The sequence below is a fragment of the Myxococcus dinghuensis genome (genome assembly GCF_024198235.1).
In the GTDB taxonomy this organism is placed as follows: Bacteria; Myxococcota; Myxococcia; order Myxococcales; family Myxococcaceae; genus Myxococcus; species Myxococcus dinghuensis.
Map to the genome: position 1 here is coordinate 140,739 of NZ_JAKCFB010000015.1, position 13,865 is coordinate 154,603.

At 71.2% G+C, this 13,865-nt stretch carries 14 protein-coding genes; 7 read left to right on the top strand and 7 right to left on the bottom strand.

All coding sequences use genetic code 11. The features are described 5' to 3' along the window. Positions 1-113: 113 nt before the first annotated feature. The 4 genes from LZ198_RS20900 to LZ198_RS20915 form a co-directional block, all read right to left on the bottom strand. Positions 114-851 carry a sigma-70 family RNA polymerase sigma factor gene (locus LZ198_RS20900; RefSeq protein ID WP_253973782.1) on the bottom strand — a complete coding sequence of 246 codons (738 nt, stop codon included), beginning with the start codon at positions 849-851 and terminating at the stop codon, positions 114-116. 219 nt (positions 852-1,070) lie between these two features. Then, positions 1,071-2,504, bottom strand: coding sequence for an FAD-binding oxidoreductase (locus LZ198_RS20905; protein ID WP_253973783.1), 1,434 nt, complete (start codon positions 2,502-2,504; stop codon positions 1,071-1,073). Beyond that, positions 2,501-3,067 carry a GTP cyclohydrolase I gene (gene folE, locus LZ198_RS20910; protein ID WP_256559770.1) on the bottom strand — a complete coding sequence of 189 codons (567 nt, stop codon included), beginning with the start codon at positions 3,065-3,067 and terminating at the stop codon, positions 2,501-2,503. The genes LZ198_RS20905 and folE overlap by 4 nt, the downstream gene beginning before the upstream one ends. Positions 3,068-3,170: 103 nt before the next feature. Further along, the gene (locus LZ198_RS20915) at positions 3,171-3,515 is read right to left on the bottom strand and encodes a Rieske (2Fe-2S) protein (protein WP_253973785.1); all 345 of its coding nucleotides are present in this window, start codon (positions 3,513-3,515) and stop codon (positions 3,171-3,173) included. A gap of 150 nt (positions 3,516-3,665) precedes the next feature. On the opposite strand from LZ198_RS20915, the gene LZ198_RS20920 reads away from it, so the two are divergent. The 7 genes from LZ198_RS20920 to LZ198_RS20950 all read left to right on the top strand — a co-directional run bounded on the left by LZ198_RS20920 (position 3,666) and on the right by LZ198_RS20950 (position 10,702). Then, positions 3,666-4,091, top strand: coding sequence for a hypothetical protein (locus LZ198_RS20920; protein WP_253973786.1), 426 nt, complete (start codon positions 3,666-3,668; stop codon positions 4,089-4,091). Positions 4,092-4,171: 80 nt separating this feature from the next. Then, positions 4,172-5,533, top strand: a complete 1,362-nt coding sequence (locus LZ198_RS20925) for a zinc-regulated TonB-dependent outer membrane receptor (protein WP_253973787.1) — start codon at positions 4,172-4,174, stop codon at positions 5,531-5,533. Between the two features lie 25 nt (positions 5,534-5,558). After that, positions 5,559-6,485 (top strand): metal ABC transporter substrate-binding protein, encoded by a 927-nt coding sequence (locus tag LZ198_RS20930; RefSeq protein ID WP_253973788.1) that lies wholly within the window; start codon positions 5,559-5,561, stop codon positions 6,483-6,485. Between the two features lie 3 nt (positions 6,486-6,488). Beyond that, on the top strand, positions 6,489-7,349 hold the full coding sequence (locus tag LZ198_RS20935) for a hypothetical protein (RefSeq protein WP_253973789.1): 861 nt from the start codon (positions 6,489-6,491) through the stop codon (positions 7,347-7,349). Continuing rightward, the gene (locus LZ198_RS20940; protein ID WP_253973790.1) at positions 7,336-8,157 is read left to right on the top strand and encodes a metal ABC transporter ATP-binding protein; all 822 of its coding nucleotides are present in this window, start codon (positions 7,336-7,338) and stop codon (positions 8,155-8,157) included. The genes LZ198_RS20935 and LZ198_RS20940 overlap by 14 nt, the downstream gene beginning before the upstream one ends. Next, positions 8,138-9,010 carry a metal ABC transporter permease gene (locus tag LZ198_RS20945; RefSeq protein ID WP_253973791.1) on the top strand — a complete coding sequence of 291 codons (873 nt, stop codon included), beginning with the start codon at positions 8,138-8,140 and terminating at the stop codon, positions 9,008-9,010. Before LZ198_RS20940 ends, LZ198_RS20945 begins: the two co-directional genes overlap by 20 nt. Positions 9,011-9,232: 222 nt before the next feature. After that, positions 9,233-10,702, top strand: a complete 1,470-nt coding sequence (locus LZ198_RS20950) for a hypothetical protein (RefSeq protein ID WP_253973792.1) — start codon at positions 9,233-9,235, stop codon at positions 10,700-10,702. A gap of 3 nt (positions 10,703-10,705) precedes the next feature. Here LZ198_RS20950 and LZ198_RS20955 read toward each other — a convergent pair whose 3' ends face one another. The 3 genes from LZ198_RS20955 to LZ198_RS20965 all read right to left on the bottom strand — a co-directional run bounded on the left by LZ198_RS20955 (position 10,706) and on the right by LZ198_RS20965 (position 13,858). Next, on the bottom strand, positions 10,706-11,254 hold the full coding sequence (locus LZ198_RS20955; protein WP_253973793.1) for an isochorismatase family protein: 549 nt from the start codon (positions 11,252-11,254) through the stop codon (positions 10,706-10,708). Positions 11,255-11,520: 266 nt separating this feature from the next. Beyond that, the gene (locus tag LZ198_RS20960) at positions 11,521-13,245 is read right to left on the bottom strand and encodes a tetratricopeptide repeat protein (RefSeq protein WP_253973794.1); all 1,725 of its coding nucleotides are present in this window, start codon (positions 13,243-13,245) and stop codon (positions 11,521-11,523) included. Beyond that, positions 13,217-13,858, bottom strand: coding sequence for a hypothetical protein (locus tag LZ198_RS20965; RefSeq protein ID WP_253973795.1), 642 nt, complete (start codon positions 13,856-13,858; stop codon positions 13,217-13,219). Before LZ198_RS20965 ends, LZ198_RS20960 begins: the two co-directional genes overlap by 29 nt. Positions 13,859-13,865 lie beyond the last annotated feature (7 nt).

Sequence of the window (13,865 nt, forward strand, 5' to 3'; positions counted from 1 at the left end):
CCCGGGCAGTCCTGGGCGCCAAAAAACGAAGGCGGGTCCGGCAAGGGTGGAAGACCCCGCCAGTCCCGCCCCTGGATGACCCCTCCCCGGCTGGGGAGGGCTCGCGTGAGGCCTCAGGCCGCGTCCGCGGCGGCCTGCTCCTCGTTCTCGTTGAAGGCCGACAGGTAGCGCTCGAGGAACGTCTTGGTCTTGAGCTCCACCTGGCGCACGCGCTCGCGCGACACGCCCCAGCGCTGGCCCAGCTCCTCGAGGGTCAGCGGCTTGTCCTGCGTGAGCCGCTCCGTGAGGATGTCCCAGCCCAGGTCGCCAATGCGCTTGCGCACCTTGGTGAGCGCCTCCTGGATCTCCGTGTCCTGCTCGTTGGACAGGAAGACGTCCTGGGGGGACGGCCCCGAGTCCTCCAGGCGGTCGAGGAAGGTGGTCTCCCCCTCCTCGTCGATGGAGGCGTCCAGGGAGAAGTCCACCATGCTCCCCCGCTCGGCCTCGCCCCCGCGCACCTGGCTGCGATTGTCCTTCAGGTAGCGGGTGATGTAGGCGCGGATCCACCACACCGCGTAGGTCGCGAAGCGTACGTTCTTCTTCGGATCGAAATGCTCGATCGCCTTCATCAAGCCGACGTTGCCCTCCTGGATGAGGTCATCCAGGCGCGCGCCGCGATTGGCGAACTTCTTCGCCACGGCGACAACGAAGGCCAGATTGGAGGTGGCGAGCGTCTGTCGCGCGGACTCGTCGCCCTTGCGAGCGCGGCGAGCCAGCTCATATTCCTGCTCGCGCGTCAGTTGCTGGTGCCCCCCCAGGTGACGCAGGTATTGCGACAGGCCCTCCGCCGCAAACTTCGTCGAGTTGGCCATGATTTCCCGTCCTCCGTTCGATGCCGGACGCGCTGTCCCCGCCGACCCCGCGTCCACCTGCTACTAGGACGCGCAACGAGCGAAAGGGTTTCGCATTCCATCGACAAACCCCGTTTCGTCTGTCGACCTTCGGGTCCTGGCGGGCTCGAAGCCAGCCCTTCCAGTGACTTGCAAGGTTGACGAGCCCGACGGACCTGTCGACCAGCGCGCAACGGCTACTCACTTAGAACGCACGAGCGGCGGGAAGATTTTCTCCGGATTGAGGAGCCCTGATGGGTCGAAGAAGTCCTTGAGCCGACGCTGCAGCGCGATGAGCGGCTGCTGCTGCTCCAGCGCCAGATATTCCCGCTTCGCGAGGCCTACACCGTGCTCGCCTGTGATCGTTCCGCCCAACTCGACGGTCATCTCCAGCATGCGCCGGAGCGCTTCATCCACCAGGTGACGCTGATGCGGGCCCTCGTAGAGGATGTTGGCGTGCAGGTTGCCATCGCCCGCATGACCATAGGTGGCCACGGTGAGCCCCAGCTCCGCGCCCATGGCCTTCAGCCGCTGGATGATTTCGGGAATTTTCGAACGCGGGACGACGATGTCCTCGGACACCTTGCGCGGCTTGAGTGCGCGCAGCGCGGGGGAGATGACCCGTCGCACGGCCCACAACTTCTCGCGCTGCGCGTCGTCCTGCGCGACGAGCGTCTGGGTGGCGCCCTGCTGTGTGCAGATGTCACCGAGGCGTGACAGCTCCTCCCAGAGCCCGTCCTCGCTGGCGCCGTCCACCTCGGCGATGACGGCCGCGCCCGCGCCCGCCGGGAACGTGAAGCCCCGGCCGTCCACCGCGCGCAGGGCGACGTCGTCGATGAGCTCCAGGCAGCGCGGGAGGATGCCTCCCGCCAGCACGGCGGACACGCCCCGGGCGGCGTCCAGCACGGACGGAAACACGACCAGGGCCGTCATCACCTTCCTGGGCAGGGGGATGAGCTGGAGCGTGATTTCCGTCGCGACGCCGAGCGTCCCCTCCGAGCCCACGAACAAGCCCACCAGGTCGTAGCCGGCCACGCCCTTGATGGTGCGCCGGCCCACGCGAACGACCTCTCCGTCCGGAAGCACCCACTCCAGGCCGATGACGTAATCACGGGTGACGCCGTATTTGAGCGCGCGGGGCCCGCCCGCGTTCTCCGCCACGTTGCCGCCCAGCGTGCACGACTCCCAGGAGTTGGGGTCCGGGGGATAGAAGAGGCCCACGGCCTCCACGGCCCGCATCAGGTCGCCGGTGATGACGCCCGGCTCCACCACCGCCGTCAGGTCCTCCACGGAGATGGAGCGGATGCGGTTCATCCGCTCCAGGCTCACCGCCACCCCGCCGCGCAGGGGCAGCGAGCCGCCGCTCTTGCCCGTGCGCGCCCCGCAGGGCGTGAAGGGCACGCCCTGCTCGACACAGGCCTTGAAGACGGCGGAGACCTGCGCCGTGTCGCGCGGGAACACCACCACGTCGGGAGGGAACACGCCGCTGTCGGACTCGTCCCGGGCGTAGCTCGCGAGCGTGTCCGCGTCGCGCCGCAACTGGTCCGGGGCGAGCACCGTCACCAGCCGCGCCCACAGCCGCTCGATGCGCTCGGGCTCCACGCGGATGGGCGCGGGCCCGGGCGTGGTGCTCATCGCCGGGCCCCCAGGCGGGCCCACAGCTCCCGTCGCAGCGCCCCGTCCTTGCGCAGCTCACCCTCGTACGCCTCCGCGTGGGTGATGGCCTGGTGCTGCCTGGCGCCGCGCAGGCGCAGACACGACTGCTCCGCCTCGATGATGCACGCGGTGCCGGGGCTTCCCAGCACGCGGGCCAGGGCGCTCGCCACCTCGCGCGCCAGGTCCTCCTGGAGGATGAGCCGGTGCGCGAAGACGTCCACCAGCGCGGACAGCCGGCCGAAGCCCGCCATGCCCTTGCCCGGCACATAGGCGACGTGCGCCACGCCGGCCACGGGCAGCAGGTGGTGCGGGCACATCGAGTGGAAGCGCAGGTCCGTCACCACCACCAGCTCCCGGGACTCGCCTCGGGACGAGGAGGACGAGGTGAACGTCCCGCCGAGGGCTTCCTCCGGGGTGACGGCATAACCGTCGAGGAACTCGCGGCACCACGCGTCCATCACGCGTTGAGGCGTGCCCCGCAGGTTCTCGTCGTCCAACGGGAGACCGGCGGCGCGCAGGAAGTCCTCCACCGCCCGGGTCATGGCGATGGGGTCCGGCACGCTGACGGGCGGCGGTGGCGGCGGGGCGCGACGGGAGCGGGGCTTGGAGGGGCTCACGGGGCAGGGGCTCCTACGGAGAGACGGTTCAGCGGCCGGCGACCCTAGCCGATGCCGCGACGAGGATCTCCTCGCCACGCACACGGACGTCATGGATGCGAACCTGGACCCCTTCGCGCAGGGGGCAGCGCCCCGTGCGGACATCGAACGGCCAGGCATGCAGGGGGCAGTACAGCAGGTGCCCGTCCAGATCCCCCTCCGACAAGGGGCCACCCCGGTGGGGACAGGACTCCTCCAACGCGTGGAGTCGCCCCTCGACCTGGATCAACACCAGCCGGGTGCCGCCCACGTCCACGACGGCACGGCCGCGTGCGTCCAACGCATCGAGCCGAGCCACCGGAATGAAACCGTCGTCCGGTTGTCCTTGTCCCATTCGCGCTGGCTCCAACGGCTCCGAGGACCGGGGACATCCCGGTGAATGCCGGGCGGATTGCATGCGTCCCCCGGTCGTGTCACACCGTGATAGCCTGCCTTGACTCCGCCGGGTGCCGTCAGTAGAGCACTCGGGTCCCATCCGCCGACAATGACCTCGCGCGCCCACAGCCTCGTCCGTAGCACCGCGACGTTGCTGGTCGTGCTGTGGGCATTGCAGCCGGTGGGAGACCTGCTCCACCTGCGGGACGCGCACGCGCACCGGTTCTGTCCGGAGCACCAGACCTTCGAGGAGACGGCGCGAGGGACCAGCTCCATCCAGGCGAGGCTGGTTCCGAAGCGCACCGTGCAGGTGTCCGCCCTGCCCGCCTCGGGCACGGACCCGGTGAAGTCGACCCACGAGAAGTGCCCGCTGCTGACGTCCAGCACGCGGGAGCCGCTCGCGTTCGGCGCCCCGGTGTCCTGGGCGGTGGAGTGGCTCGTGGAGAGCCGCCCCGCGACCGCGCCGCCCCGCGTCCGCCCTCCCCTCTCCGTCCTCGACACCGCTCCCAAGGCCTCACCGCCCGCGCACGCCTGAAGTCGCGTCCGGCAGGTGCTGTCTCGCCATTGGGAGTGGACGTGCGCGCACGCGTGCGTCCGGTTTCGAGGAGTCATCCGGTGTCATCCGTCTCACGTCGTCTTCACGGCGCGCTCGTCGCCGTGTCCATCGCAGCGTTGTTGTCCGCGGCCAACGCCGTGGCCCAGGAATCCCCCCCGCCCCCTCCATCCCATGCCGGGAGCGATACACCCGACGCGGGCGCGGATGCGGGCGCCTCCGAAGTCCCTCCGGGCCTCACGGCCGAGGAGATGGCGGAGATCCAGAAGGCGTTCGGAGGAGACACCCAGCAGGGGGTTCCCTCCAGCACGTCGGCCGCGCCGGACGGGAAGCCCGGTGGCGCGCTGCCGCTGTCCATCCCCGGCGCGGGCAGCGGCACCAACTTCCTGGACCTGAGCTTCATCCTCGACATCGCCGCGGCGGGCTTCTCCTCCAAGGAGCCCCTCCAGGGCGGCGCGCACGACCCGACGCGCAACGGCTTCAACCTCCAGCAGCTCGAGTTGTCCATCGGGTCGGTGGTGGACCCGTACTTCCGCTTCGACGCGAACATCGTCTACAGCCAGTTCGGCGTCGAAATCGAGGAGGCCTACGGCACCACGCTCGCGCTGCCGCACAGCCTCCAGGTACGCGCGGGCCAGTTCCTCACGCGCTTCGGGCGCATGAACGCCACGCACCCGCACTCGTGGGACTTCGTGGATCAGCCCTTCGCGTTCAGCCGCGTCTTCGGCGCGGAAGGCAACCGCGGGCTGGGCGTGGAGCTGTCCTGGCTCACGCCGCTGCCGTGGTTCGTGGAGGTCACGGGCAGCGCCACGGACGCGACCGGCGAGGCCACCGCGCGCAGCTTCCTGGGCGCGTCGGGCGACCGGGTGCTGTCGCCCCTGGACCTCCAGCTCACCGGCGTGGTGAAGCAGTTCTTCCCCCTGTCGGATGACCTGTCCCTGATGTGGGGCCTGTCCGCGGCCACCGGGCCCAACCCCACCGGCTACCGCAACCGTACGGACATCTACGGCACGGACCTGTACCTGCGCTACCGCCCCATCACCGAGGCGAGCGACACGCTGCTGACGTTCCAGGTGGAGGCCCTCTACCGGCGGCGCCAGGTGCCCGACGACGTCCTGACGGACTACAACGGCTACGCCCAGCTCGCGTGGCGCTTCTCGCAGCGCTGGGCCACCGCGGCGCGCTACGAGCTGGGCACCGCCGCGCACGGCAAGGGTGGCGAGGTGGTGACGGATCCGCTCGACCCCGAGTGGACCCAGAACCGCAACCGCGTCTCCGCCAACCTCACCTACTGGCCCACCGAGTTCTCGCGCCTGCGCCTGCAGGCCGCGCGGGACCGGGCGGGTTGGCGCGACGAGGCGGACTACTCCGTCTTCCTGGCGCTCGAGCTGGTGACGGGCGCCCACGGCGCCCATGCGTTCTGAACCTCTTTCCCGGGAGAACCTCCCCATGCGTCACCTCCACTTCGTCGCGGCGATGTGCGCCGCCCTCTGCCTCCTCGCCGCCGCTCCCGCGCGCGCGGCCGTCAATGTCGTCACCACCGTCCCGGACCTCGCCGCGCTCGCCAAGGCGGTGGGCGGCGAGTACGTCGACGTGCAGTCCATGGCCCTGGGAAGCCAGGACCCGCACCGCGTGGATGCCAAGCCCAGCCTCGCGCTCGCGCTCAACCGCGCGGACCTGCTCATCAGCGTGGGGTTGGACCTGGAGATCGGCTGGCTGCCCAACCTGCTCACCGGCTCGCGCAACCCGCGCATCCAGATGGGCAGCCCGGGCTACCTCAACGCGTCGCAGTTCGTCCGCGTCCTGGAGATTCCCCCTGGAAAGGTGGACCGCAGCGAGGGCGACGTCCACCCGGGCGGCAACCCACACTACCTCTATGACCCGCGCCAGGGCGCGGCCGTGGCCCGGGGCATCGCGGAGCGACTGGCCCAGCTCGACGCGAAGCACGCGGCGGACTACCGCGCCAACGCCGCGAAGCTGACGGCGGAGATCGACAAGGCCCGCGAGGACTGGGAGAAGCGGCTCACGGGCCTGCGCGGCGCGCCCGTCATCGCGTTCCACAAGACGACGGCCTACCTGGCGGACTGGCTGGGCTTCGAGCCCATCGCCTTCCTCGAGCCCAAGCCGGGCATCCCGCCCAACCCGTCCCATGTCGCCGGCGTGCTCGTCCTCGCGCGGCAGCGCAAGGCGCGCATGGTGCTCATCGAGAGCTACTACAACGACCGCGAGGCGAAGATGCTCGCCAACATGATTCCGGCCCCGCTCGCCACGCTGCACGGGGGCACGGACTTCCGCGCGGGTGAGACGTACATCCAGCACATCAACGAAATGGTCGGCGCGCTCGAGAAGGGCCTCGCCGGCTCCAAGGGGGGGTGAGTCATGAAGACACGACTGCTGCTTCCCCTGATGTTGCTGTCCGGTTGCGCGCTGGACTCGGGTGAGGGCTTCGCCGTGCTGGAGCCCACCGTCCAGGCCCGTTATGCCCCCACCCAGGACCGGCAGACGGGCGACGGGTTCCAACGCCTCTCCTCCGACTTCCAGGTGCGGCTGGACAACGCCGCGCTGGGCGTGTCCCACGTGGAGCTGCTCGGCGGCGCGGGCACCAGCGGCCCCACCACCTTCGACCCGGCCAACCCGCCTCCGGGCTACAGCCTGTGCCACAACGGCCACTGCCACCGCTCCGACGGCGCGCTCGTGGACTACGCGGACATCGAGGCGGAGCTGAATGGCGGCGGCGGCTCCGGTGCGTCGCTGGTCGCCGCGCTGCACGTCGACGGAGAGCTGGACCTGGTCTCCTCCGAGCCAGTGGCCGTGGAGTGCGAGCCCGACTGCGAGCTGCCCCGCACCACCCTCACCCGCGGCGTCTGGGAGGTCACCACCGTGAAGCTGGAGGGGCAGGTCCGCGACGCCCGCGTCCCGGCCCGCATCCTCGCGCGGGCCTTCCGGCTGTCCCTCACGTCGACAGGTGGCGGCGGAGGACACGAAGAGGAGGCGTTGTTCACCGTGACGGGCGCGGTGGACGTGCCCTCGGACCGCGAGCACGAGCCCCGCGTCAAGCTGGCGCTGTCGCTCCCCGTCCCCTCCTCCATCTTCGACGCGGTGGACTGGTCCACCGTGGTCGTGGACGCGGACGGCGTGGCGGACCTGGGGGACAGCCGCAACGAGGCGGCACGGAAGGGAGTGCTCGACGCGCTCGCGGACCTGACACCCCAGGCGGAGGTGCGACGTGAAAACCGATGAGCCCGTTTCGAGCGGAGAGGCCCCCCACGAGGTCCCGCCCACCTTCACCCTGGGCGAGCCGCTGCTCACCTGCACCGGGCTGGTCATCGGGTACAACGACAAGGCCATGTTGCCGCCCATCGACATGGTCATCCGTCGCGGCCAGTTCATCGCGGTGGTGGGCCGCAACGGCTCCGGCAAGAGCACCTGGTTCAAGACGCTGCTGGGGATGATCTCCCCGGTCTCCGGCAGCATCACCCGCAGCCACCCGGAGATGCGCAGCGCCTATGTGCCGCAGACGTCCGGCATCGACTCGCTGCTGCCGCTGCGCGCCCGCGAGCTGACGGCCTGGGGACGGCTGCGGGGGTGGAGCTTCCTGTGGCCGTTCGCGAAGAAGGTGGATCGCGACGCGGTGGAGGGCGCGCTGGAGACGGCGGGCGCGAAGGCCATCGCCGCTCGGCCGTACCGCGAGTTGTCCGAGGGCCAGAAGCAGCGCACGCTCCTGGCCCGGCTCATCGCCACCGAGGCGGACCTGGTGCTGCTCGACGAGCCCACCGCCGCGATGGACGCGGTGGCCGAGCGCGAGACGATGCAGCGGTTGTGCTCGCTCGCGCGACAGCGGGGCCTGGGCGTGGTGGTGGTGTGCCACGACCTGGAGGTCGCCGCCGAACACGCGGACGTGCTGCTCTTCGTGGACCGGGAGACCTCCGCGTTCGTCGTGGGCGACGCGCGCACCGTGTTCTGTCATCCCGCCTTCCGCCGCCAATACGGCGACGAGTACTGCCACCGCGCCCCCGAGGGTCCTCATCGTGGAAACGACGCTCGCTGAACCAACCCAGTGGCAACAGTTCGTCGCGGGCTTCGAGCTGTTCCGGGACCCGCTGCTGTGCGCGCTGCTGGCCGGTGGCGTGCTCGGCTTCCTGAGCGTCTACGTGGTGCTGCGGCGCATGGTGTTCGTCAGCGCCGCGGTGGCCCAGTCCGCGGGCCTGGGCGTCGCGGTGGCCTTCTATGCGGGCATCCACCTGGGCTTCGAGGTGGAGCCTGTGGTGGGCGCCACGGCGCTCGCGCTGGTCGCGACGATGCTGCTGATGATGGACCCCAGCCGGTTGAGGCTCACGCGGGAGAGCCTGCTCGGCCTGGCCTATGCGCTGTCGGGCGGCGCGGCGGTGCTCGTCGGAGATCGCATCGCGCAGGAGTCCCACGACATCCAGGGCATCCTCTTCGGCACCGCCGTGCTCGTCACCCCCGAGCAGCTCCGCACGGTGGCCATCGCCAGCGTCGTGGTGATGCTCATCCATCTGTGGTGGTACCGGGGCATCACCTTCGCCAGCTTCGACCGCATCGGTGCGCTGGTGCAGGGCCTGCCCGTGCGACTGCTGGACGGCGTGCTGATGGTGTCCATCGGCGTCATGGTGGGCGTGTGCGCCCGGGCGCTGGGCGCGTTGCCGGTGTTCGCCTTCTCGACGCTGTCGGCCATCGCCGCGCTGATGCTCGACCTGCGGCTGCCGTGGACGTTCCTCGTCGCCACCCTGGCGGGCATCATCTCCGGCGTGGGCGGCTACATGTTCGCCTACTTCTTCGACTTCCCCGTGGGTGGGTCGCAGACGGTGCTGGCGGCGGCGCTGGTGGGCGTGGGCATGGCGATTCGCTTCCTCATCCAACTCATCCAGCGCGCGCGCTGAGAGGAACCCTCGGCCGGGCGATATGCACTCTTGGTGCGGGACGTTTCAAAAACGTCCCCCCTCCATGGAGCCTCGATGCGCTCGCGACCACGTGGTCCCTCTGGTGAAGCCAGGCGTCTCCTCGTTCCGGACGAGTCCCGCGTCCACCGTCTGGCCCGCATGCGGGCCAGGGGTATGCGCCGCGGAGAGGTGCAGTGTCCACGGGGAGCGGTGACCTGGGGGATGGCCCTGTTGGCGGCGACGCTCGTGGCGTGCGCCCACTCGGGCCGCTCCGCCTCGGCGGACGAGCGCCCCCAGTTCGAACATGTGTTCCAGAAGCCACTCGCCGAGGCCCTTCAGGTCACCCGGGAGGTGCTCGAATCCCACGGCCACCAGTTCGAGCCGACGGAGGACCCCGCCCAGCTCCTCACCACCTGGCAGTACCCCATCGGCGTCGGCACCGGGAACAACCACTTCACGCGCTATCTGGTGACCGGCATCTCGGTGGGGCCACGCCAGTCGGTCGTCCGCATCTTCCGCATGGCGTTCGACACCGCGGGGAACGACGCCAGCAAACAGAACGTCTGGTGGAAGATGTACCGCGAACGCGCCGAGTCGGCGGCGCTGCCGGACCTCACCCCCGCGACCTATGCCAGGAACCGTGGCGAGACGCAGAGCGAGATGCGCGCGAACCTGCGAGGCACCCGCGACCTGGAGCTGGAGCGGGAGCTGACGCTGCGCCTGGAGTCCGGCCCCTCCATCGAGGTCGTGAGCGGCAACATCGCCCCAGAGGCACGTCCCCCAGAAGCCGTGCGGCCGGCGGACTTCTACCTGGACCGCTGGAAGGACGTGGCGGCCACGGACACGAAGCCCTGTGGTGACGCGGTGCGCGGGGCGGAGCGGCTCGCGCGCACGGGACTGACGCTGGTCATCGGCGAGCAACTGGGCAGCCACGAAGCGCCCCAGGTGGTGGGGAACCTCGTGTGCCAGTTGGCCGAGACGTCCCTCCCCGTGGTGCTGGGCTTGTCGCTTCCCCAATCCGAGCAGGAGCGGGTGGACCGTTACCTGGCCAGCCCGGGCGCGCCCACGGACCAGGACGCGCTGCTGGAGGGGCGCTTCTGGCATCGCCCCTATCAGGACGGTCGCAGCAGTCGCGCCATCCTCGACCTCATCGACCGCGTGCGCGCCATGCGGCTCGCGGGGCTTCCCGTGTCACTGGTGGCCTACGACACCAACCTGGCCCGGGGCAGCGAACGGGACGAGCAACTGGCCCAGGTCTGGAAGAAGCGGCGGTCGGCGCATCCCGACGAGGTGCAGCTCATCCTCGCAGGCAACGCGCATACCCGCACCACCACCGGCACCGAGTGGGACCGGGACTTCACGCCCATGGCCCATCACCTGAAGGGGAGCGACCTCGTGGTGCTGGAGCTCAGCTATGCCCAGGGGACGCGCTGGGGTTGCGACCTGAATCGCGCCGGACAACTGACCTGTGGCGTCATCGGTGCGACGCCCTTCGGACGCGCCGCCGCCCTCCCCGGCCAGACGCCCTACATCACCTGGTTCGAAACGCCCTCGGCCGAAGGCAGCCACGGCCTGTTGTACGTGGGCGCCTTGTCCCCCTCGTTGCCGGCCACGTCCCCGCACAAGGTGGCTCCGCCGCCCTCGAGCATCCCTCAGCCCCCGCCTCCGAACGGACTGCCGCCCGTGTTCTAGGCGTCAGCGGACCGCCGCGGAGACCTTCTTGAACTCGGGCGTGCCCGCGCGCCCGAGCAGGTCGAACAGCGCGGCTTCCACGGTGGCCACCGTGGCGCCCGCGTCGCGACACAGGTCCAGGCCCACGCGGCGGTCCTCGGCCGAGCGGGACAGGAGCGCGTCGGCGAGCAGCACCGGAGACAGTCCCCGCTCCGCCAGGTCGCGCACCGTCTGGAAGACGCAGATGTGCGTCTCCATGCCGGCAATCAGCACCTGCTTGCGCCCCCCGAGTTGGGACAGCACGTCCGGCACGGCGGCGCTGAACTCCAGCTTCTCCACCGGCTTCAGGTCCTTGATGCGCATGCGCAGCAGGGAGTGCGTGGGGCCCAGGCCCTGAGGGTACTGCTCGGTGACGACGATGGGCAGCCCGAGCGCCCTCGCCCCCTCGATGGCCGCGTTCGTGCGGGAGAGCATGCGGTCCAGCGCGTCACGCTCCATGACGGCGCACAACCGCTCCTGGATGTCGATGACGAGCAGCGCGGACTGGTCCTGAGCGAGGCGGAAGGTCGGCATGCCCCCTCCTCCCGCGAACACGTCCAGCCCGTCAAGCGCGGGGACCGAGGCACTGCGCGGAGGCGACGCTCCTCGCCGCGCGGCATCCTGCGGGTGACAGTCCTCCGTCCACCGTGGCGACACCGGACGGTTTCGGCGGAGGGAGGAAGACGACGGCCATTCGTTCGGGGCGCTGAGACGCCATCGAGCTTGCGTTCATCGACCGACCACCCCCTCCGCGGTGGCATCGCCACGCCACCGCGGGCGGAGGGGACTCCCGAAACGGCTCAGCAGGACACCTTCTCGAGGGGGCGGAAGTCCGGCGCGGCGGGAGGCGGCAGGTCCGCGTTGTGGACCAGCCGGAGGATGCGTCCCCGGCCCGCCACGAACACACGGGCGCGGTGCAGCTCCGGCAGGTGCGCATCCGCGTCGCGCCAGCACTCCAGGAACGCCGTGAAGTCCCGCACCGCCGAGGCATGCTCCTTCTGCGCGGCGTGGGCCTCCGCCATCAACAGCCGGTAGTGACCACACCCGGGCCGCTCCTCCACGAGCACCCGCGCCAGCTCCAGCGCCTTGGCCTCGCGCTCGTCGCGCAAGCGCACGCGCGCGAGCGTCTCCCGCGCCGGACGGGAGAATGGCGCGGGACCCGCGGGCCGCAGACGCCGCTCCATGCGCCCGGCGCGAGTCAACGTGGCCTCCGCGCGTCCGGCCTCGCCACGACGCGCCTCCATCGCGCCTCGCAGCTCCTGGGCGGCCACCTCCACCACGCGCGCCACGTCCCGAGGGCACAGGGCGCGCCCTTCGCCTCGACGGTGCTCGGACAGCCGCGGGTGCAACCCATCGAGCGAATCACAGGCCCGCTCCACGTCCTTCAACCGTCCCGCGTCCAGTGCGCTGATGCCGCGCGTGTACAGCCGGAGCCCATCCCGCAGGCCCAGCTCCGCGGGCGTGGGCTCGCCCACCAGCTCCATGGGCACGTCCGCCGCCGCGCGGCAGAACCCGAAGCGCAGGTGCGTCGACACCAGCGTGGACGCGGCGAACAGCACGGCCTGGGGCTCGGCCCCCGCGGACTCCACGCGGTGGCGCAAGCGGCGCGCCCACGCCTGCGCGTCGCTGTACCGGCCGCTCTCCGCGCAGCCCTGGCTGAGCAGGCGCATCGCGTGCTCCGCGCACGGGGCCACGTCCACCGGCAGCGACTCGCGGGCGAGGTACGCATCGTCCAGCGCCACCGCCGCCTCGAGCGCGCGGTTCGCGTCCGCCGTATCCCCCACGCGCGCCAGCAGGCGCCCCGCGGCGAGCATCGCGGGACTCGCCTCGGGCGCGAGCACCAGCAGCCGCAGCGCGCTCTCCCGCGCGGCCTCCGGCCGGGGGCTGGGCAACATCGCGTTCACCCAGGCCATGTGCACCCCGGCGTGGTCGGGGTGCGTGCGCAGCAGCTCGCGCAGCAGGGCCTGCGCGTACGGCTGTCCCTGGGAGGGGCGCCCGTCCGCCTCGTAGCCCTCCAGCAGGAACCCCGCGAGCAGCAGCCGCGCCTCGGCGTCATCCGGGCAGCGGTCGATGAGGCACTCCATCTCCCGCACGAACGCGTGACGCCCGTTCGCCGGGCCCTTCTCCGCGAGCAGACTGGCCGCGACGATGTACCGCTGCTCGAGGTCCGGCAGGCCCTCGCTCAACGCGAGCGCGCGTTGTATCGCCTCGGCGCGCGCCGTGGCGAACCGCGCGCCCGGGCCCCGCGTCAGCGCCAGGCCCCACCACGCCATCGCGAGGTCGGGGTCGTGGCGCGTCGCCTCCGCGAAGGCGCGGCGGGCCTCGGGGCCCCAGCCCAGGTGCAACAGGCGCAGCCCCTGGTCGAAGAACGCCTGGGCCAGGGGGACCCGCGTGCTCACGGCCAGGTGTGAGGCGCCCAACCCCTCGCGCAGCGGCGGCCGCGCGAGCGCGCGGTCCGGCAGGTCCTCCCACGGAGCCTGGACGTAGACGGATGACTCATCGTTGCGAAGCAATCGTGCCAGCATGATGACCTCCCACGGCCCCGGAGCCCGGGGCGACACAGGCGTTGAATCCAGAATCGATGGAGCGGATGCGCGAGCCGAGCCGGCTCCAGGCCTCGGCCAGCGCCTCCGCGGCGACCAGGGGCGCGCGGCGCCGGGACTCCAGGCACGCGCGCCTCCAATCAGGTCCCACTTCCCGGGCCACCCACTCCTCGTGCCCGGCGAGCCACGCGGCCAGCTCCGCCAACCTCCGGCGGACCTCGCGTCGCTCGACCTCCGTCGCGGGCGGCCGCCCCGTGCCCAGCTCACAGGCACGGTAGGCGGGCCCCGCGGGCGCGCACTCCAACCAACGAGGGGAGAAGCCGTCCCGTGGGACGAAGACGGCCTCACCGCACTCGCACAACGCGCCGAACCCCCACAGGAACAGGCGCCCTCCGCCCGGCAGCACCACCGAATACGCGCTCTGCCCCTCCACGCCCGCCGGACGTGCGTGCCGGACGAGGCCTCGTCGCAGCAGCAGGTTGCCCTCCGGACAGAGCACGTCCTGTCCGAGGCACCACAACGTGGCGTCGAACAGCCGGTCTCCCTCGCGGAGGACGTCGGCGGGCAGCAGGGGCTGGGTGGCGTCACCGGACACGAAGGCG